Source organism: Pedobacter sp. A2324, from assembly GCF_059693705.1.
The window spans coordinates 157,414-178,669 of record NZ_JCASSK010000001.1 but is presented as its reverse complement, the minus strand read 5'-3'; the positions used below and the strand labels follow the sequence as shown (position 1 = coordinate 178,669).

Genomic DNA, 21,256 nt, shown 5'->3' with positions numbered 1-21,256 from the left:
CATTTTGCAAAAAACACAACTCCATAAGAACTTTAATACCGGCGGATATCAGATCGGTGCATCCAGACTGAAGCAGTTTTTATGGTATTTTACCGATGTGTTTTTCTTCAGGAGCAGCATCATTCCGGTGAGTACAGTACTGGTATTTTTATTACGTTTATTTGGTGCCCGCATTGGCCAAGATGTTCGGATTAAACCCGGTATACACATTAAATACCCTTGGAAACTGAGCGTGGGCGATTACTGCTGGCTGGCAGATTGTTACATTGAGAATTTAGATTGGGTAAGCATAGGTGCAAATTGCTGTGTATCGCAACAGGCCATTTTGATGACGGGAAACCACAACTACAGTAAAACTTCTTTCGAGCTCATCACTAAACCTATTGTACTCGAAGACGGTGTTTGGGTTGGGGCAGCTGCAAAGGTTTGTCCGGGGTTAACCTTATCCAGTCATGCAGTATTAACCATGGGCAGTACTGCGACAACCAATCTGGATGCTTATGGCATTTACCAGGGTCATCCTGCTGTTAAAGTAAAAGACAGGAATATCAGTTGATCAAGGTTCCCATCATTATGCTGCATCATGTGGATGATGCTCCGGCAATAGGAACCGAAGGCTGGACAATTAGTACAAAACAGTTTAATGTATTGCTGGATTGCATACAGCAACTCGGACTGGAAACCACCACCTTCGAAGAAATCTTGCAGCAGGGCTGGAAACTGCACCAGCCAAATAAAAAAGTGATCCTGACCTTTGATGACTGCTCTGCGAAATTATTTGATTATGCGGTCCCGTTATTGATACAGAATGGAATGAAGGCAGTTTTCTTTATTCCGACTGCTCAAATTGGCGGCTACAACGAATGGGATGTTACGAGTGCCAATGCCCCTAAAATCGATCTGATGGATGCTGCCCAACTGCGCTACCTATCTGAAAATGGAATGGAAGTAGGTAGTCACGGTCATGAGCATTTATATGGACACAAGATTACCGAAAACCAGTTCATCAACGAACTCCACACCTCTAAAAATATCCTTGAAAATATTATAGCTAAACCAGTTGTTTCCTTTTGCTATCCTTATGGAGAGGTTCCTGAGAATTATAGACAATTGCTTCAGGATGCTGGTTACCACTACGGCACTTCTATTTACCAGGCTTTCTCCAACCGCTATGCCTTACGCCGGATCGGCATCCACGCCGCAGATTCCCAAAAGTCAATTATTTTCAAATTATCGAACCGCTATGCCCTTTATCGCTGGCTAATTGATAAAGTGTTGAAGGTGGTTAAATAATTTTTACCGTGGAAGGGTTGCTACATTTGGTGTTGTGCTAATGACCCCTACTTTCCATACCTGCCCCTTCTCATTAACAATCTCGCTAAAAGAACTAAACCGGTACTTACCCCTTAGCTTTTGCCAGATAACATCGTGTCCTTTAAAATCGCACATCGAAATAATTAACCTTCCGTTTTTCGAGAGGTTGTGTTCAATACACTTCTGTATCGTTTTTAGAGGCTGGTTAAAATAATATAGGGTCTCATTGAAAATAATAACATCGAACTGCCCTTCTAATCTGGAATAGTCAAAATCGAGTTGACGGAAAGTGGCGCCAGGAAAGGTTTTCTTCGCCATTTCGATTGCCTTACCAGAGATGTCAATTCCGAGATAATCAGCGCCCTGCTGGTTGCTGTTTAAATAACTGTACAATACCCCCTGGCCGCAGCCTACATCCAGAATACTTCCGTTTTTCTCCTTTACACACTCAACGATGTGCTGATAATGCGCTTCCTCGTCTTTTCCATACAGATAATTCCATGATCCATCAGCAAACTGGTGCTCCCAGATGCTTCGTGACACCCGGTTTCCAAAGCCAAACCGGGATAAGAACAGATTATAAGATTGACGACGGACTTTATTTTTAATTCTATCTAAAAGCAACTTCATAAAAACGCAAAAAGGGCTACTAATAACGACGAGAGAAAGATAGCCTTTTGAAATAAGAGTTCACAAAAAAAGGTGCAGAAAAACTTCCTGCACCTGGTTAAGCGAGCGTAATCTAACCTATTTCTTATCCAGCAGGATAGCGATTTCTACATCCAGTTTCTTCTGCAGGAATTCGCCTTCGAAGCCAATGGTACGGAATTGCATTTTGCCCTCCTGATCGATGACGGCGATGGTGGGGATGAGTGTGAAACCTACTTTTTCGCCGATGTTTTTATCGTTATTGAAGTACACCGGGAATTTGTATTGCGGATTCTGCTTTACCCAGTTGCGGGCATCGTTAATGGTATTGTTGGAACCACTATTGACCACCATAAACATGACGTTAGGGTTATTCTGGTATTTTTCGAATACTTTATGAAAGTAAGGCATTTCATGCATGCAGGGCACGCACCAGGTGGCCCAGAAATCGAGAATGACCACTTTTCCCTTCATCATAGCGGTAGTAACCGGATTGCCCTGCAAATCGGTAAGGCCGGATAACTCTGGACCCGGCTTATTCATCATCAGGTTTTTGGTTTTCGCAGTAAGCTGCTGAATTTCGAGCACTTCGAGTTCTTTTACTTTTGCGCGGAAACTTTCTTCAGATTTATTGTAGCTGAGGAAGCTGATTTTTGCCTTTGCGAGGATGAGTGAATCTGTCGGATTTTTGATGAGCAGTTTCCACAGGGCATTAAAAGCCTGCTCATGTTCCCCTAACTGACTGAGTACCTGCGCGGCATTGATGGTGGCTTCGCGATTGGCCGGTTGCTGAAGTGCGCGAGCGGTAAGCACTTTGGCTGAATCGGTATTTTTTAAGCGGAGGTAGTTAAGCGCTTTGATGGAAAGCAGTGCGGCTGTCGCATCTGCCACGGCCTGCCTGCGCGTGCTATCTGAGACGTAAGATGGAATGTAGCCGAACTCTGGAAAATACCGGATAATGCCCACTGGCCACTGGTTAGCGATGGCCAGTGCTTTATTAGCATAAGAAATGGCCGCTACCGGTGCAATTTTGCTTTCGGTTAACTTAACGGCTATACTTTTATACGTTTCAGGCGTGTAGGGATTGGGTTTTGAATATAGCTTTGATGCATGTGCCAGGGCTTTCACTGAATCGCCGATACCCGCATATAGATCGAAGAGCATTTTATGGATACTTTCGGAACCCTCTTCGCCGGGCTGATCGCCTTTTTTAAGCATGGCTTCGAGTTTGGCGATCTTGACCGTTGTATTTTTCTCCTCCCGGGAGATGATGGAGGCCCTTAAATCTTTAGACAGATCGGCATTGGGATAACGTTCCATCACCACCTTGCGGACAGAATCCAGGCGGGTTTTTTCGCCAATCATGAGGTAGCCCATGGTTACCTGATTCATGTTTCCGGGAAGGGTTGGATTTTCTTCGAGACGGGCGGCGATGATTTTCCGGGCCTGCTCCCGGTATTGCGACTTTTCTGCCGGGCTTTTAGCCAGGGCCATTTTCACCACCATCTGCGCCACCTTTGCTTCATAATTATCGGGATTGTTAGTCAGCTCCTGGTTAATCAGATCGAGCTTTTGCTGTTGTAAATCAGGAGCTTTGGGCATTTGGGTAGTTAGGCTATAGGACTCGTGCAAAAGGCTGCTTTTAACCCGCTTGTTGCCCTGATATACTGGCAGTGTATAGTGCTTATCGACAGCTGGTTTTTGCAGCGTTTCACCACTTTGCAGGTAGAAGGTGGCGAAGGTTGCAAAACGACCAGCTTTGAAACTTGCTGTCCACAGCTTACCCGTTTTGATCATCGGCATTTGCCAAGGCAGATCGTAAAAGGTAGAATAGGTAAATACAATGGTTACTGATGGCGCATCGGCTGGGATGCTGGCACCGGCAGCCGCAGGATTATAGGTTATGGTAACTGAATCGCCCCGTTGTATTTTCTCGGGTGTGGTGATGACTGCCTGCGCCTGTGCCTGCAGTATTGCAGACACAAACAGGAGCAGCACTATGGTGATGTTTTTCATAGGTAAAATTTTTAATAGCCTGGGTTTTGGACCATATTTGGATTGGTGCGCATGGCTTCGACAGGGATAGGAAACCAGATTGCAGTGGATTTCCAGCCGGTTTTCGTCAGGCTGAGAACATCATCGGCACGGGTTTTAGTGGCATCGCCTGATGTGCTTTTCCACCTTTTCAGGTCGAACCACCGGTGGCCCCATTCAGAAAAAAGCTCTACCCTTCGCTCCTGCTCTACCTGTGCCATGGCAATGGCCTGGCTTGCGGCGGTGGCTAAAGGTGCGAGACCGGCACGGTTGCGGATGATGTTTAAATCATCTTTGGCATCACCCAGCTTATTTAATTGTGCACGGGCTTCGGCGCGGATGAGGTAAGCCTCTGCAAAGCGGAGCACCATTGAGTATTCGGTTGCCGCAGCGCCCGCAGTACCTACCCGCACTTTATATTTAAACGGAAAGGTGTGTTGCACTGGTGGAACGGCAGCACTTGAATATTGCCCCACCCAGTTGGTATAGCGCCTATCGCCTGCTTCGAAACCATTCTCTAAACCAAGGGCGCCTTTGGTTAAGCGGTACAAAGGAACACCGGTGGATACGATGGTATTGCCTTCCCAGGTATTTCTTCCGTTAAGGGTATTCACCACCTGTAACTGCCAGATGGCTTCGTTACTGTTTTTTAGAAACACTTTACTGATGTGAGCAGCATTGTTGGGATCGGGATTATTTAACAGCGAGTATTGTGCTGTGGTGGCAATGACTTCAGTGGCCTCCGTTTCGGCTAAAGCGTTGTTAGCGGTATAGAGATAAGCACGTGAAAGCAAAAGCGTGGCCGCTGTTTTATTGGGCCTAATGCGTTCGGCATTGCCCGGATAAGCAAGTACCAATAGTTGCTTCGCGTCTTTTAAATCCTGAATCACTGATGCATATACTTCGGCCTTTGGTGTGCGGGCTTTGCTGGTATTGGTGAGCACATCGGTATTTAAAATCAGGGGCGCATCGCCAAAAAAGTTAACGAGATAAAAGTGGCAAAAGGCGCGTACAAATTTAGCCTCTCCTAAAAGCTGGTTTTTAACAGCAGGCGTTAAGGTAGTAGAGGCAATTACCCCTTCAATTACGGCATTGGCGCGGTAGATGAAGTTATAAGGCGTAGACCACATTAAGCCCACATAGGTATTGCCAGGTGTAAGCGCGTTGTTTTTGAATTCATCGAAGTTAGCTAAGGTGGAGCTGTAAACAAACTCATCAGCCGCCATGGCGCAGGTAAAACTGGTAAGCACGTTGGCAAACTGATAGTTGAAGGCATTCATATCGCTATAAATACCCACCATGGCCGCGGTGGCTGTGGCATCGGTTGTGAAAACGCTGGAGGTGACCAGCTGATCTTTAGGATCTTCGATATCTACATATTTTTTGCAGGATACTGCTGAGCTTAATACTGCTACGGTTAATATATAATAAATAATTTTCATTGGAATAGAGTTAGGGATTAAAATGAAACCTGTAAACCAGCGGTATAGACACTTAAAGGCGGCAAAGCGTATCCTTTTGTTTCAGGATCGAAACCCTTGTAACCAGTGATGGTAAACAGATTCTGTGCCTGCAGATATAGTGAGATGTTGCTGAATTTCCAGCTTTTTAGCAGCTCGGCAAAGTTGTATTTAAGGGATACATTTTTAAGCCTGATGAATGAAGCATCGCCCCAGTTTGCACTGGATAAACGATAATTGTTTTGGTAAGCCGTATAAATGGGCTTACCTGCTGTGGTACTTGCACCCGGAATGTTTGCCGGTACGCCTGGTGTGGTCCACCTTTCAAGCGCGCTGAGATCTTTATTGCGGAACGGGTAGCCATTTGAATAGCTCAGGTAACCATAGTTCAACCCTGGCCCTTCTTGTTTTACAAACTGGACAAAGAAATCGAGACTGAAATTTTTGTAAGTAAAGCTGTTTTGTAAACCACCATAAAACTGAGGCATGGTATTGCCCAAAATAACCAGATCGGCCGGATCGGTGATGGCTTTGTCGCCATTGACATCCCTGAACTCAGGCACACCGGTTTGCGTGTTTACGCCCAGGTAATCGAAGCCCATGACGATAGATAATGGCTGGCCGATAAAATATTTATAGGCATCGCCAGAAGTTTTAAGGTTGGGATATTCGAGGAGCTTATTTTTAGCGAAAGTGATGTTTAAAGAGGTATTCCACGTAAAGTTTTTGTTTCTGATGTTGACTGAGCTAAGCTCGAGCTCGAGGCCTTTGTTCTCTACCAGCGCAGGCAGGTTGGCTACGTACTGGGTGAAGCCCGATTGCGAGGACAGGGTACTTCCGATAAGCTGGTTATCTGAACGGTTACGGTAGAGGTTTGCAGTAAGAAGCAATCGTTCGTTAAAGAAACCCAGATCAATACCGGCTTCGATTTTTTTATTTTTCTCCCAGCTGTAGTTGGGGTTAGGGAAACGGCTGGGCGATATTCCTGGAAGGCCACCATAAGGATAACTTACAGGGCTCCAGCTATCAAGAAACTGGTAATCGCCAATCTGATCGTTACCGGTGGTACCGAAACTTCCCCTTAACTTACCAAAGCTCAGGAACTTCAGGTTATCTTTAATGAAGCTTTCGTTGCTGAACAACCAGGCTGCACCCACGGCGCCAAAGTTACCGAAGCGGTTATTGGGTCCGAATTTTGAGGAGCCATCGCGGCGGAATGTTCCGTTTACAATGTACTTTTCATCCCAGTTATAGGTTAACCGGCCAAAAACCGAAGTATAACGGTATTTGGTATAGGCGTAGGTACGTGGGGTAAGTACGGTGGCGGCCTTCATGTTTTCGAGTTGCAAGTCGCTTACATAACCACTCCCTTGCAGGGATTCGGTTTCGCGCACACTGTGCTGCCAGGTACCCCCTACCAATGCCGAGAGGTTTCCTTTGGCCAGCTTTATATTGTAGTTTAATTGTGGTTCAACGATGTATGAGTTCAACTTTCCATCGCCATAGTTGGCCGAGCTGCCGCTGTAGGTTAAGGGATTGAAGCCCAGCTTGGGAAAGGTTTGGGTTTGATCCATATTCATGCGGTTGAAGCCGGCAGTAACCTTGGCATTTAAGCCTTTAAGGATATCGTAACTAAGGGAAGTATTACCAAATATATTGGTGGTGTTGCTGGTACTGGTGCGTTCGAAGTAAGCCATTGGGTTTTGCTCGTTACTAAACCAGTAGTAGTTGCCCTGCGCATCGTATATGGGATAATTGGGGGCCAGATTGAAAAAACTGGTGACATCGCTGGGTAGCGTATTGTTCTGATCGACGGTGTATTTAACGGAGCTGGTAAACCTGAATTTTTTATCTAAAGAAGTGTGGTTGAGTGAAAAGTTGAGTGCACCTCTTTTGTAGCCGAGGTCTTTAGGCAGGATTATTTTTTCATTTCTGAAGGTTCCGCTGAGCAGGTAATTGGTTTGTTCGGTTCCCCCGCGAAAGCCGAGTTGGACTTCGCTGAGGTTGGCGGACTCGCCAATGAGTTTTTCCTGCCAGTTTTGATCAAGGGCTTGATCCCACAGCAATAAATCTGGTGCCTGTGTCTCGGTTGGGGTTACGGCATCTTTCGCATAGGCTTCGCGGCGCATGGCGAGGTAGTCGGCGGTGCTGAGCATATCTACGCGTTTATTGAGTGAAGATAATCCGGTAAATACATTGGCATTGAATTCGCCTTTGCCGGATTTCCCTTTTTTAGTGGTGATGAGGATGACACCATTGGCACCTCGCGAGCCATAAATCGCGGTTGCATCAGCATCTTTCAGGATATCGATCTGCTCGATATCGGCGGGGTTGATGCTGCTTAAAGGACTTTGATTGCCATTTGCACCGGTAAACTGGCTAAGGCTTTCGGAAATGAAAGGTACGCCATCTACAATATACAACGGATTGTTGCCTGCGGTAATGGAATTTTGTCCGCGCAGGCGTACGTTATATCCTGAACCCGGGTATCCGGTTACGGAAGAGATATCTAAACCGGCTACACGGCCCTGAAGTGCTGCCAGCGGATCGCCAACTGGCTGGTTGCCGATTTGTGCGGCACCGATGGTGGTTACCGAACCGGTGTTATTTCTTTTGGTAGTGGTACCGTAACCGATTACGACCACAGCATCAAGCGTACCAACAGCAGGCTTAAGGCTGATGCTGATGTTTTGGGTCGAGCTGATGCTGACTTCTGTATTTTCATACCCAATGTAAGTGAATACCAATACATCGTTAAGGGATGCCTGGATATTAAAATTTCCTTTGCTGTCGGTAATGGCCTGGATACTTTTGCCTTTGACTTTGATGGATACGCCCGGCATGGAAATGCCTTTTTCATCTTTCACGGTACCGCTGATGGGTTCGGCCGCAAGCTGAACGGGTTTAGTGTTGTTGCGGGTGATGATGATGCTGTTGTTGATGGCTTTGTACGACAAGCCGGTGTTCTCCAGCAATGCATCGAGCAGTTCTTTTACCGTACGGTCTTTTGCGGATAGTACGGGCGCACTGATGCCAGCCAGGATCTCATTTCTATAGGCAAAGCGGAACTCGGTTTGCTGTTCGATGCGGTTAAAGGCCTGCTTTAAGCTTCCGCCCTGGAAGCCGGCAGAGAGGTGAATTTCCTGCAGGTTTTGGGCAGCAGTATGGGTTGCAAATAAGCTGTTGATGGTAAAAAGCGAAATCACTAACAAGATTGCATTTACTTTCATAAAAAATCCCAGTTTTTGGATAATGGTATAGCGACAAGCCCACGGACATAGACTTGCAAAAGGTGTATATTTATAATACATTGCAATGGTTTTAGATTGTTCGATAAGATGATTGAAAACTGTTGTAAGCCCTGGTGGCAGCCGGGGTTTACTTTTTTTCGAAGGTTGTGGTTTTTAGGTTGGGGAGATTTTGTGATTCATTAGTGGTTTGGTTTATAGGGTTGAGTTGATTTTATTTAATTGGTACAGCCTGGGCCATCGATGAACAATTGATTGCCTTTAAGCTCGAAGCTTGCACCTGTGATGGAAGACAATACCTCAGTTACCTGACTGAGATCGTTCCGGTTTAAAAAGGCAGCTGTAAAGCGGCAATCTTTTACCTGATCGGTTTTAAATACGACTTTTACTTTAAAGCGCCCGGCAATCATATCGGCGGCCTTCGCAAGTGAGATATCATCCATGATGAGATCCTGTGCTTTCCAGGCAATGGCTTCCTCCGCATTGACAACAATTTTCGGTGTTTTTTCGTTTGCATGCCAGCTGATCTGCTGATCGGGAGTAAGTATGGCCAGCGTTTGCTGGGCACGCTGAACCATTACTTTTCCACGCGTTACTGTTACCGTAACCGACTTTTCGTTATCATAGGCAGATATATTGAAAGCGGTACCCAATACAGTAGTTTTTATTTTTCCGGTGTGAATGATAAAGGGGTGTTTGCTATCGTGAGCGACATCGAAAAAAGCTTCTCCTACCAGTGTTACCTCGCGGTTTTGCTTCCCTTCAAAAGTATCCGGATAATTGAGGTGACTATTTACATTAAGCTGTACGGAGGTGCCATCGGACAGCTTTACCCATTTGCGGCCGCTGGGTTTTTCGGGACTTGACTGTCCTATTGCTTTTTTAACCGTTTGATTGGATACTTCATGTGGTTGAACTGCCCACCAGGCGGTGGCGCAAACAACAAGCAGGGCTGCAGCGTAACCGATCCATTGCCTCTTCAAAGAGCGGCGGGGTTTATTTAGTGTACGCTGTTTGATTTTTTTATAAAGATGATCCTGATTGGGTGGTCCTACCTCTTCTTCGCTAGTTTCGAAGCCCGACTGAAACTCAAGTATGGCAGCCTCCCATTCGTCGGCGTATTTATCGCTTTGCATCAACGACAGTACCTGCTCAATTTCGCTTTTTGAAGCCTCGTTTTGTATGTACTTCAAGAATATTTGCCTGATTGACTGTTCCAATTTGTCTGGTATTTATTAGCATAACACATAAAGGCGGCGGTACATGTACTCCGGATGAAAAAATAGTTGTATTTTTTTTCAGAAAGTTATTTTAGGGTGAAAAGCAGGAGCAGCGCACCGTTTTTAATGAGGTATGCTTTGATAGACCGGATTGCTTTGACCATCTGGCTATTGATGGTGCTGTCTTTAATGCCAAGTTTTTGTGCTGCCTGTTTATAGGTGTATCCATCACCATGGCACAATTCATAAATCTCCCTTCGTTTTGGCGGAAGTTGTGCAATGGCATGGTCTAAAAACTGGCGGGTTTGCCTGTGCTGGGTGAAGGCAAGTCCATCTTCGGCAGAATCGAACGCATGTGCGGCAATTTCATCACTGATCCATTGTTCTTTGCCAGCATTGCGGATAATGTTAAGCGAAAGGTTGCGGGCAATGGTAAACAGGTAAGGTTTGATAGAAGTGCCGGAATCGATTTTCGCGGCATTTTCCCAAAGTTTGATGAACACCTCCTGTACTACATCTTCACTGATTGATGGGGATTTGAGGATTTTTAATACGAAAGCATAGATGCTTTTAACATGCAGTGCATAGATTTTAGCGAATGCAGTTTCCTCTCCGAGTTTCAAACCGGATAGTAAAGCCTCCTCTGAAATATTCACCACACGCATACTCTACAAAATTAGTAGGTTTAATTAAAAAACAGAATGTTTCTGTCAAGGCCTTAAAAATAATACAATTTATTTAAGAAATGGTGGAGTGTTTGCTGCCGGGTTGGGGATATTGGACTGGATTAATACCTTTGTGCTGCTGCCGGGGGTTATTTTGCCGGTGCATATAACTTTTATTTATGAATGTAATACTGGCTTCTACCTCGACTCTGTATGGCGGAGAATATTTAGCTTATCTGAAAGCTGAAATCATTGAACTTTTTACCGGGATTGATGAGATTATTTTTATTCCTTATGCAAGGCCTGGTGGGATGAGCCATGATGATTATACGCAAAAGGCCAGAAGCTTTTTTGAGGGCATTAACATCAAAGTGAAAGGGCTTCATGAGTTTAATGATCCGGCTTTGGCTGTTCATGAAGCAAAGGGCTTTTTTACTGGTGGCGGGAATACCTTTCTGCTGGTTAAGACCTTGCACGAACTGGGGTTGATGGCTGAAATCAAACAGAACGTAGTACAGGGCAAGCCTTACCTGGGCTGTAGTGCGGGCAGCAATATCGGCGGACTGAATATGAAAACCACCAACGATATGCCGATTGTTTACCCGGCCTCGTTCGAGTGTATGGGACTGGTTCCTTTTAATTTAAATCCGCATTACCTGGATCCTGACCCGACCTTACAGCACAATGGGGAAACCCGGGAAACGAGAATTGCTGAGTTTTTAACGCAAAATGAAGTGAAGGTTGTCGGATTACGTGAAGGCAACTGGATTAGAAGAATTGGCGACCGCATTACCACAGAGGGTAGTGAAAATACGAGGATATTTGAACGGGGCAAGGTACCTTATGAACTGGCAGCGGGGGAAAAGATATAACACAATACCAGGTCTTTGATATCTGCTTATCTATTTCTTTGAAAAAGGACAGTTGTTTATTTAAGGACTAAAACAAATACCTGATTACAGGTAGATTTGTATAGTCAGTTATCATTATTTTTATCTATTTAAGACAAATTATCGACCATTGGCATTAGCGTTGCAGTTGGGCTTTTCAAAACTTAAAAAGAAATCAATGATGAAAAAAACAACAAAGCTAACTATGGCAGCCAAAGGATGTGCATTTGCATTAATATTGGGCGCAGTTCTGCAACTTACATCCTGCTCTAAAAGCAAAGATATTAATCCAAGCGATGAGGAAATTTTAAGCAAGAAAATAGAAGAGATTATTCCCCAAAAGTATGTGGATAGCCTGACCAAACTTGGTTTTGTTATCAATACAGGCACAACACCTCCAAATATCAATGGCACTTACTTATTCAAGCCTTTCACCATAAAAAGCAGTAATATCCCTTATGATACTTATCAACCAGGTTATGTACTTATTGATGGAGTTATCAAGCTTTATGAGCAAAGTACCAGTGATTTCAGCATAAAAATGTTGGGTAAGAATTTCATTGGTGCAGCAGATACCAGTGTGGTAACGGCCATTAGTGGAAGTGGAAATAAATTTACTGTTTACGGAAAGGTTAAAGCTTACAGAAATGGTGGTTATAACTTTTTCGCATTTTTAATGTCTGGAGAAAAAGATGGTAATAACATTAAAAATGGAATAGCAGGAATTCTGAATATAGACGATTCTCACACTGGCGCTAATACGATTGCCCAAGGTCAAGGCAGGGTTGCTTTTGATGGGGATTATACCTCAGGATCTACAGATTTTAATAGCAAAACTGCTTTGGCTAGCCAAAGCGTTACCATGGTAGCTAAAGGATTCTAGCGCCAATAACACGGTAAACGGCTTAGTAAAAAAGCTAGGCGAATTATTAAATGATAATCAAAGCATTGCACGGTAGCTTAGATAAAAAAGCAGGAGAATTCATTTATATTCTCCCATTAAATAAACAACAATGGCCACCTCAAAGGTGGCCATTATATTGAATGTATGCGGATAATTAAAAGTTACTTACTGTTGAAGTATCCCACCACAGGCGCGATGCAATATCATCTTTGCCTGAAGTTAAGAAAGTAGCGGCTTCTGCAACTGCCGGAGCATTTCCGGTTCTTTCAGCGGGCACAAATACCAAACGTTTGATCCATTGATCGGCAGTAATGACGCCCCAATCCGGACTGCTATCATTTTTCGCTACATGAGGAATTTTAGGATAACCGGTTCTACGGAAATCTACCCATGACTCAAGAGTATTGGTGAAATTATTCAAATACTTCTGCGTCATGATTTTTTCGAGCTTCAATTCGTTTGAATCTCCTGCATTCCAGGCCACAGTAATGGTTGAAAGTGGTGTAAAGTTATTTTTACTGTCTTTTGGGTCGATGTAATTAATGGGTTTACTGGTCGCATCGGCCAGATAAGCATCAACACCTGCTGCACCCCAATCGGCAAATGATAAACGAACACCGTCTTCATAGTTGGTTTTGGCATCGCCAGCACCGGCCCAGCCCCTTAACGCAGCTTCAGCTTTTAGGAACATTACTTCGGATGCGGTGAAACCTCTTCTTTTTGTTACGCTTTTAAAATCGGCGCTCACCGTTGAAAATGAAATCCGATCGTCTTTTGCGGTTACATAACCGCCATTGCGGATGCCTTTAAATTTGTAAGTAGGGTGATCGGTAACTAAGGCTGCATCACTTACTTCGGAAAAGTATTTTGAGATACGACCATCTTTTAAACCCACCATGAACGATTCAATCGGCCCGCCCATGCGGGTGTCCTGCCAGTCGAACGAAATCATAGATACAGGCATCACATTGCCATTTAAGGGGATAAGAAAATTATCGGCATTGGTGGTAATTAATCCGGCCGGATCGGCTAAAGCTTTCTCGCCCTGTGTTTTGGCTACTGTAGGACTTACTTTAACTAAACGCATGGCCAGGCGCAGGCGGATAGAGTTGATCAATTTTAACCATGACGCAATTGATCCTTTGTAACTTTGATCGAATTTAGTAAAGCCTGTATAGGTAGTGTTCGCTTTAAAGCTCGTTTCAATCTGGTCGAGTTGAGTGAACATATTGGTATACAAATCAGATTCTTTATCGTATTTGATTGTTCCGAGACCGCCGACACCATAGTTTGAATAAATTACCGGACCATGAATGGCAGTTAGCTTGGAAATAGCCAGGATACGAACAAACTTTGCCCAGTCTCCGAATAGGGGTAGGTTTGCATCTATCGCATTTTCCATCACTTGTTTTGAGGGAGCCATTACGCTAGCATATACCCGATCCCAATAGGTATTCCAACGAATATAATACGTAGTGTTGTTTACATTTGAAACGAATGGGGTTGGTGTTCCCATGTAGCCCATCCAGTTATCATAACATAAATCTTCCTCAATTTGATGGCCCATCAGGTTGAAGATCATTCCAGAAAAAGGAGATCCTACTAAATTGTTATCTTCCTCGAGTAATTTTTTTGATATCTGGTTAGGGTTGGTATTGATATCTTCGAAATTTTTGGTGCAGGAATTGAAAACTATCAAAACGAGCACCATTAAACATATTTTTTTCATTATTGTAGAATATTAAAAGTTCAACTTAAGATTTACACCATAAGATCGCGTAGCCGGTACAGCAAATACATCATTAGCCTGCATGCTGTTACTGGTACTCATTGCCTGCTCTGGATCGAAAGGTGCTTTTTTGTAGAAGAAGAATAAGTTACGGCCAATCAGCGATACGGATGCTGATTTAATTGCGGAGCCTTTCAACGGTATAGTATAAGCTAAAGATACCTGTGCTAAACGAACATTAGTACGGGAGAATACATAGGGTTCCATAATACCGTTTCTATCTCCAATTACTGAATAGTAGAGCGCAGGATCGATTGAAGAAACTGCAGTGGTACCTTGAACTGCATTGATTGGAATGGTTCCGGCATCGCGAGCCTCACCTGTTCTTTTACTTACACCATAGGCATCTAGGAAAGCTTCGGTTTTAGAAAAAGCTACACCACCGAATTTAGCCGACACTAAAGCACTTAGCGTAAAATCTTTATAAGTAAAGGTGTTGTTCCAGCCGGTGATAAAGTCAGGATTCAGGCTTCCTACGTACTCTTGTGTTGCAGCTTTGGTTGGTTTCCCTGCTGCATCTAAAATAATCTGACCAGCAGCATTGCGGGCAAACTTATAGATGTATAAATCGTTGAACGAGCCACCAGATTTAATGATGGAATTGAATCCTTCACTATCGCTACCCACCTGATAACCTGGATTTTCAGCAATTAGTTCTACAATTTTATTTTTGTTCTGTGATAAGTTAACGGTAGTATTCCATTTGAAGTTTTCAGTTTTTACCGGATCGCCGCCTAGTGTTAGCTCGAAACCCTGATTGGTTACTTTACCCGCATTTAAATAATAAAAGGTATAACCAGAGCCTGATGGAGCCGGTAGAGATAAAAACTGATTGGTACTAGAGTTTTTATAGTAAGTGAAATCAAAGCTTAACCGATCATTGAAAAAACGACTCTCCAAACCGATCTCGTTACTGATAATTTTCTCCGGAACTAAATTAGTAAATGGTGTTTGTGTATTATAATCAACACCGCCAATTCCTTCGTTGGTTCCAGCCCCACCAATGGTGTTTCCAGGTTTTACAAGATTATATGGTACTTCATTACCTACCTGAGAGGTTGATGCCCTTAATTTCAAGAAGCGAATGGCTTCAGGCATCGTGATCATCTGGCTGATGATAGCAGACAAACCTGCTGAATAGTAAAAATAAGAATCATTACCTGTTGAAGCCAGTGTAGAGGCGTAATCGTTACGTCCGGAAAGATCCAGATAGATCATGTCTTTGTAGCCAAGGGATGCGTTGGCAAAGAGACCCTGCTTTTGAACCCTGCTGTATGTTTGATTTACGATTACGTTATAAGGCAGGTTGGCAAAACTGAAAAAATTAGGGTACTGCAGTGCTACCGTACCATTATTAAAAGTCATACCATCATTAAAGGTATAATCCTGAATACTTGCTCCTACTACACTGCTTAAACTGAACTTACCAAAGTTATTGTCGTAACTTACGATAGCATCACCATATAATGCTTTATCATTATATTTGGTATAGTTCCAGGTACCATTTGAACTCACACTAACCGGATTTCCACCTGCGGCATAACGGTAGTCTAACAGTCTGTCGTTGTAATCAATATTACCACGCACATCGAATTTGAAATGTGGGGCAAAGGCATAAGAGGCTTTTGCAGTTGCAATTACCCGGCTACTGGTGGTTAGTTTTGGGTCTTTATTTAATTCCCAATAAGGATTGTTTTGTTTCTCTTCGGTAGAGTACCAGTTTTGCTTATATAGATTTCGGGGTTTATCAAAAATCTCGTAATTGTTTTTGTAATAGTCGAAATCTCTTTCACGTGCGAACAGATACAAGCCTGTTAAAGGGTTATTGTAGTAACCTGCCCCAGGGCGGTTTTTAGATTTTTCGTAAGAAAAACGAACGTTTCCACTCAGTGTAAGTTTATCATCAAATAATTTAGTCTCCTGACTTAAGGTTACATTGTGTTTGTTGTAAGTACTGGTTGGCACAACCCCTGTTGCGTTGTTGTTTCCGTAAGAAAAGTAAGTGGTAGTTCTTTCATTTCCGCCAGATACTGAGAGTGAATTAATCGTGTTTACACCGGTTTGAAAAAAATCTTCGATGTAATTGCGCTGATAGGTTCCTTTCACTTTTGACCAGCTATAGTCGCTGCCGCCTGTAGCGCCATAATCATATTGAAACTCAGGTAGCGTTGCTACATTGCTGAAGTTAAGGGTAGAGTTTAAGGCTATCGTTACTTTTCCAGCCTGCCCTTTTTTGGTATTGATGAGGATTACACCGTTAGCACCCTGACTACCGTATAAAATAGCACCATTGGCGCCTCTTAAAACCGTTACGGATTCGAAATCATCCTGATTTAAAGCAGAAAGACCATCACCACCATCCGTGCCACCGTATGAGCCTGGTTGTCCGCCTTTATTATTTACTACAGGAACACCATCAATTACGAATAAAGCTTCACTGCTTCCGGCAATTGATTTAGATCCCCTAAGTACGGTTTTGGTTGAACCACCCACACCAGAGTTACTGATGCCAATATCGACACCGGCAGCTTTACCGCTCAATGCTTCCATGAAGTTTGGCGCTCCGGCTTTGGTTAGCTCGGTACCTGCCAGTTGCTGTGCTGCGTAAGTTAATGCGCGCTTTTCGCGTTTCACACCTAAGGCAGTTACCACTACCTCGTTCAGGTTACCTTCGCCAGAAGGCAATAGTTTGACGGTTATATTCGTTTGCGTACTGATATTAATTTCCTGAGAGGCCATTCCGATATAAGATATGACTAGTACGGTGGCGTTATCGGGCACATTCAGTGAAAACTTACCCTCGGAATTGGTTAAGGTTTTTGCACTGGTGCCTTTGGCCACTACTGTAGCTCCTGGAAGCGGATTTCCAACCTCATCGGTAACCAGACCAGTGATGGGTTTGAAGACTGACCGAAGCCTTGTACCCGGGGTGTTTACTAACCCGGATGGGTTTGGAATAATGCTTATATTTCTGCCAATACCCCCTGCCCGGGCATTATTTTGTAAACTTAGCGCAGCGGCACTGAGAAGTGCGAGCTTGATTACGCTTTTGGTGGTGCTGGAAAATGCTTTTTTCATGGCACACCTTGTGGAATAGAGTTTCCTCATTTTCATACCTGTATTAGTTTAGTTGTAGTTAAGATATTTGTTAGTTTGTTCAGGAACCTGGACTAAATAAGTGCCATACAAACTGGTCATTCATTTATTGTACGCCTTTAGCGCCGATGATATTCACATATTGCTGACGGATAGCGGTTTGTAGTTAAACGATTTATGATTGTTTGGCGGATATACTCCATTAATTGCACTTAAATACAAGTATAACAACTTATTTTACTATTTATAAAATAGGGCTAGACACTCACCGATCAACACACAATTTGCTATTATTGCCAATCTAACTTCCTTTAAATTTTGAAAAACTTGAGAGAGACGAAATTTATAACTGTTTAGTCAAACATATATGAAAATACGCAACAATGTTTGTAAGAAAAAGATTTTTTATTGTAAAAATCCGACTTGTTATTTTTTTAGTAATTTAAAGTCTTCAATATCCCTATTTATCGCGAATGCAAAACCGTTTAATCAGACATACTTATTCTTTGCTTAACGCTGATCAGGTTCAACTCACCTCAACCTGGCGATACAAGGGCATTATCAGCCCATACGCCCGTTTTTATTATATAGAATCGGGCGAGGGACAACTGCATGATGCGCAGGGAACAGTGAAACTGGAAAAAGGTTATTTATATCTTATACCAAGTTATACCATGTGTGATATGGTATGTACGGATACCATGTCGCAGTATTTTGTTCAGTTTTTTGAAGATTCGGAAATCGGATTTTCCATGTTTGAAGAGATTAAAGCGATTGTCAAAGTTCCGGCATCGGAACTGGATGTGCAGTTGTTCCGTCGTTTGATTGAGATTAATCCGAACCGTGGGATTAATAACTCCTACGACCCGAAAACTTACGAAAATGAGGCCTTTTACCAGTATTGCCAGAAGTTAAATTTAAATCAGGGCCTGGCGGAATTTTATGAAACGCAGGGGATATTGAAGCAATTAAGCTCAAGATTTTTGGCAAGTAAGGAAGCCTTTGCTCACGAATACAATCAGCACTCGAAAATGATTTTTGAGGCTAAATCTTATATATTGAAAAATCTTGACAGCGAGTTATCGGTTGCTGATCTGGCCGGCCGCGCCAATCAAAATACCGATTATTTTTCAAGGCAATTTAAGCTTCAGGTTGGTACACGCCCTTTGCACTACATTAACCATAAACGAATTGAACGGGCGCAGTACCTGATGGCTACCAGCTCCATGAACTATACGCAGATAGCCTGTTCTCTTGGTTTTGATAACTTATCTTATTTTTCGAAAAGCTTTAAAAAAATCACCGGCTTATCGCCGGGAGCTTATAAGAAACAGGTTTACCGGGAGGCCATCCGCTGATTTTTGTACAAGATTGCAGATGGGAGATTCGCTAAAGCGGGTTGATAATGGATGCCCGATTGTGAGATACAGCTTACTCCATGAGGATGGTGGTGATAGACCTTGCTGGTAATGCGATCCCGTGATCTATCCCTTTAAAAGCCTGCAATTTCATGTCATCGCCCTCGGCACCTGTAGTGCGGTAACTTTTTATCGTTTTGTATTTACGTTTGTTATTGAGCAATTTCATGTTGATTTCAGCTCCCTGATCATGCTGATTAATCGCCACGATAACCACTTTACCTTTTTGATCTGTATAGGCTGAAATCAGTAACTTTTCATCTTCCGTTTGGCCGGCATTAATGTCCAGTCGCACCATCCCAGGGCGAATGAAACGGCTAAAATGCCCCAATGCCCAAAGGTTTTTGGTTTGGGTAAAACTGCCATCTTTAAAATCAGGATTACCTTTTAAGGCAATGAGGTAATAGCGGGTGTTTTTTTCGGCGCTGCCCGGCTCATAGGCATTCCAGAATTGCCATGCGGTGGCATTACCTGTGGTGAGGTCGGCATGAATGACTTTGGCAAGAAAAAGGGCACAATCTATCGCTGAGCGATCAGCTTTTATTCCTTCACGAAAACCATCGCCCAGCATAGAATATTCTGTTTGCCAATATTTAAGTTTGTAAGCTGAAGCGGTATCAGCCAGATGTTTTCGGGTAGCATACAAGGTGCTGTCGCCATCTTCGGTAAAATAGCTGTGGCCACCGATCAGTTTCGGCACTTGAGATAAATTCCCCATGTAAACTGCGCTCGTGGGATTAAAGAAAGACTGAATTTGCTGCGCCGCTTTTCCTTTTGAGCCATACAGGTAATTTAGCATGCCTGCTTCGGTAACGAGAATCCGTGTGTTTAACTTTGCTTCGACTAATTCGTTATTTAGCTGCTTAGTGATGTTGAAGATCTGCTTGTTAGTCCACGGGCTTCCCTCCTGGTCTGCTTCCTTAAAATTATGCGACCAATCCCATTGGGGCTCATTTACCGGACTGATATAGTCGAAATGGATTTTTTCTTTTTCAAAATGCCTGATCACTTCAGTTAGAAAACGGGCATAATCGCCATAGGCATCATCGCGAAGGTTGGATTGGTAATCTTTTTCTGTTTTGAAACTAAGGCGGTTTTTGGTAAATTGGACCGGAGGTGAGTTGGAAAAAGCAATGAGCGTTTCTACGCCATAATCTTTAGCTTTTTGAAGGAAGAACCGGTAACCAGCCTGCTTGTCCCAGTTATAAGTTCCATCGTTATTGAGAAAGCCATCGGTTCTTTTTCTGAAATCTTTTATGCCACTGCTATCGGCCTGCTCAAAAGATCCAGCACCAATATTAAAGCGCCATGAAGATAATCCGATGCCCTTTAATTTTCCAGTTCGATCTACCTCCTTACTGAATAATAATTCGGCAATCCGCTGTTTCTTTTCTTCTGGCCAGTATTTGCCTATTCCTTCAGAAAACCAGCATCCGGAGGCACCAATATTTTCGATGGTTTGTGCAGTTCTGGTAAAATCGATTTGAACTGGGATCGGGGATTGAGCGACTGCAGAGTATGAAATGGCTGCGAAAAGCAAAACGAACAGGATCTTTTTCATGTGCTGCAAGTAACAGAATTAAAATGATTTTTTTGTTTAGTGTTTTCACTGACTTTGTTAGGATTTTAACCGAAAGTTAAGCGGAGATAACAGATTTGAAATTGATACTGGAGGCGGGAGACTAGAGATTAGAGTGATAACACTCGAGCGTTGAAACACGAGCGTGGGTGAATGTAACAAATGTTAAAAATGACTGAACTTTAGTTATTTACAATTTTGTTTTCGTAAATTGAATTAACCAAAATATAAAGTTATGAAACTGCTTAGGAAAATTCAGGACTGGGGCGATCGCCATCATCCACAATGGTTAGATTATTTTAGGATGTTACTTGGAGTTGTGTTAATCTGGAAGGGAATCGACTTCTACCGGCACATGGATGTTTTCAGTCAGCTGATGCATGGGAGCATGCTCGGCACGGCAGTAAGCATCAGTGCCCTGGCACATATGATTATACTGGCACACCTGATCGGGGGGCTTGCCATTGCGATTGGTACACACACCAGATTCTTTTGTATTTTGAACTTACCGATTTTGATTGGTGCGGTATTTTTCATCAATATGTCGGCCGGAATTTTCAATCCATACTCAGAGTTCTGGTTGTCATCCCTGGTACTTGCAGCACTTTTATGCTTTGTTGTTGAAGGAAATGGTGTAATTGCTGTTGACCGGGAGGCCATAGTATCGTAAAAGAGGCCAATTATAGGGTATTATTTATTTTTTTTGAAGGCTAACTAAATGGTTAGCAGCAGGTAATCTCTGGCATTAAATAATAAGTAAAAAATGATTTGCAGAATGCCGCCAAATTATTACTTTTGCCCTCGGAGAGCTGGCAGAGTGGTCGAATGCGGCAGTCTTGAAAACTGTTGACTGTAACAGGTCCGGGGGTTCGAATCCCTCGCTCTCCGCTGGAAACAAAAAAGCCTGAAATAGAATATTTCAGGCTTTTTTGTTTATTTCCGCTATTGATGGTTTAGATTATCTGAATATCATCAGGCAGTCGTTTTTCCT

The 21,256-nt window shown here is 43.3% G+C and carries 15 protein-coding genes and 1 tRNA gene; 7 read left to right on the top strand and 9 right to left on the bottom strand.

Annotation, left to right across the window (positions count from 1 at the left end):
• The first annotated feature begins 4 nt into the window (after positions 1 to 4).
• The gene (locus AC570I_RS00780) at positions 5 to 556 is read left to right on the top strand and encodes a WcaF family extracellular polysaccharide biosynthesis acetyltransferase (RefSeq protein ID WP_497403487.1); all 552 of its coding nucleotides are present in this window, start codon (positions 5 to 7) and stop codon (positions 554 to 556) included.
• Complete coding sequence (locus tag AC570I_RS00775) at positions 553 to 1,293, top strand: polysaccharide deacetylase family protein (protein WP_497403484.1); 741 nt, start codon at positions 553 to 555, stop codon at positions 1,291 to 1,293. Before AC570I_RS00780 ends, AC570I_RS00775 begins: the two co-directional genes overlap by 4 nt.
• A 3-nt stretch (positions 1,294 to 1,296) precedes the next feature.
• Here the strand turns inward: AC570I_RS00775 and AC570I_RS00770 are convergent, their stop codons facing one another.
• The 6 genes from AC570I_RS00770 to AC570I_RS00745 all read right to left on the bottom strand — a co-directional run bounded on the left by AC570I_RS00770 (position 1,297) and on the right by AC570I_RS00745 (position 10,589).
• Positions 1,297 to 1,944 (bottom strand): class I SAM-dependent methyltransferase, encoded by a 648-nt coding sequence (locus AC570I_RS00770; RefSeq protein WP_497403482.1) that lies wholly within the window; start codon positions 1,942 to 1,944, stop codon positions 1,297 to 1,299.
• 117 nt (positions 1,945 to 2,061) lie between these two features.
• The gene (locus AC570I_RS00765) at positions 2,062 to 3,978 is read right to left on the bottom strand and encodes a redoxin family protein (protein WP_497403480.1); all 1,917 of its coding nucleotides are present in this window, start codon (positions 3,976 to 3,978) and stop codon (positions 2,062 to 2,064) included.
• An 11-nt stretch (positions 3,979 to 3,989) separates the two neighbouring features.
• Positions 3,990 to 5,438 carry a RagB/SusD family nutrient uptake outer membrane protein gene (locus AC570I_RS00760; protein WP_497403478.1) on the bottom strand — a complete coding sequence of 483 codons (1,449 nt, stop codon included), beginning with the start codon at positions 5,436 to 5,438 and terminating at the stop codon, positions 3,990 to 3,992.
• Positions 5,439 to 5,455: 17 nt separating this feature from the next.
• Positions 5,456 to 8,686 carry a TonB-dependent receptor gene (locus AC570I_RS00755; RefSeq protein ID WP_497403475.1) on the bottom strand — a complete coding sequence of 1,077 codons (3,231 nt, stop codon included), beginning with the start codon at positions 8,684 to 8,686 and terminating at the stop codon, positions 5,456 to 5,458.
• A 236-nt stretch (positions 8,687 to 8,922) separates the two neighbouring features.
• A complete protein-coding gene (locus AC570I_RS00750; RefSeq protein ID WP_497403473.1) occupies positions 8,923 to 9,897 on the bottom strand; it encodes a FecR family protein in 975 nt (324 codons plus the stop codon).
• Between the two features lie 113 nt (positions 9,898 to 10,010).
• Positions 10,011 to 10,589, bottom strand: a complete 579-nt coding sequence (locus AC570I_RS00745) for an RNA polymerase sigma factor (protein WP_497403470.1) — start codon at positions 10,587 to 10,589, stop codon at positions 10,011 to 10,013.
• 179 nt (positions 10,590 to 10,768) lie between these two features.
• Between AC570I_RS00745 and pepE the strand changes: the two genes are divergently transcribed.
• Both pepE and AC570I_RS00735 read left to right on the top strand, forming a co-directional pair.
• Positions 10,769 to 11,461 (top strand): dipeptidase PepE, encoded by a 693-nt coding sequence (gene pepE, locus AC570I_RS00740; RefSeq protein WP_497403468.1) that lies wholly within the window; start codon positions 10,769 to 10,771, stop codon positions 11,459 to 11,461.
• Positions 11,462 to 11,657: 196 nt separating this feature from the next.
• Positions 11,658 to 12,362, top strand: coding sequence for a hypothetical protein (locus AC570I_RS00735; RefSeq protein ID WP_497403466.1), 705 nt, complete (start codon positions 11,658 to 11,660; stop codon positions 12,360 to 12,362).
• A 175-nt stretch (positions 12,363 to 12,537) separates the two neighbouring features.
• Here AC570I_RS00735 and AC570I_RS00730 read toward each other — a convergent pair whose 3' ends face one another.
• Both AC570I_RS00730 and AC570I_RS00725 read right to left on the bottom strand, forming a co-directional pair.
• Complete coding sequence (locus AC570I_RS00730) at positions 12,538 to 14,112, bottom strand: SusD/RagB family nutrient-binding outer membrane lipoprotein (protein ID WP_497403463.1); 1,575 nt, start codon at positions 14,110 to 14,112, stop codon at positions 12,538 to 12,540.
• A 12-nt stretch (positions 14,113 to 14,124) separates the two neighbouring features.
• Positions 14,125 to 17,250, bottom strand: a complete 3,126-nt coding sequence (locus AC570I_RS00725) for a SusC/RagA family TonB-linked outer membrane protein (protein WP_497403461.1) — start codon at positions 17,248 to 17,250, stop codon at positions 14,125 to 14,127.
• A gap of 491 nt (positions 17,251 to 17,741) precedes the next feature.
• Here AC570I_RS00725 and AC570I_RS00720 point away from each other — a divergent pair, with 491 nt between their 5' ends.
• On the top strand, positions 17,742 to 18,626 hold the full coding sequence (locus AC570I_RS00720) for a helix-turn-helix domain-containing protein (RefSeq protein ID WP_497403459.1): 885 nt from the start codon (positions 17,742 to 17,744) through the stop codon (positions 18,624 to 18,626).
• 73 nt (positions 18,627 to 18,699) lie between these two features.
• Here the strand turns inward: AC570I_RS00720 and AC570I_RS00715 are convergent, their stop codons facing one another.
• Positions 18,700 to 20,247 (bottom strand): glycoside hydrolase, encoded by a 1,548-nt coding sequence (locus tag AC570I_RS00715; protein WP_497403456.1) that lies wholly within the window; start codon positions 20,245 to 20,247, stop codon positions 18,700 to 18,702.
• Between the two features lie 253 nt (positions 20,248 to 20,500).
• On the opposite strand from AC570I_RS00715, the gene AC570I_RS00710 reads away from it, so the two are divergent.
• Both AC570I_RS00710 and AC570I_RS00705 read left to right on the top strand, forming a co-directional pair.
• Positions 20,501 to 20,935, top strand: a complete 435-nt coding sequence (locus AC570I_RS00710; protein WP_316797776.1) for a DoxX family protein — start codon at positions 20,501 to 20,503, stop codon at positions 20,933 to 20,935.
• Between the two features lie 133 nt (positions 20,936 to 21,068).
• Positions 21,069 to 21,153, top strand: a tRNA-Ser gene (locus tag AC570I_RS00705).
• Positions 21,154 to 21,256: the final 103 nt, after the last annotated feature.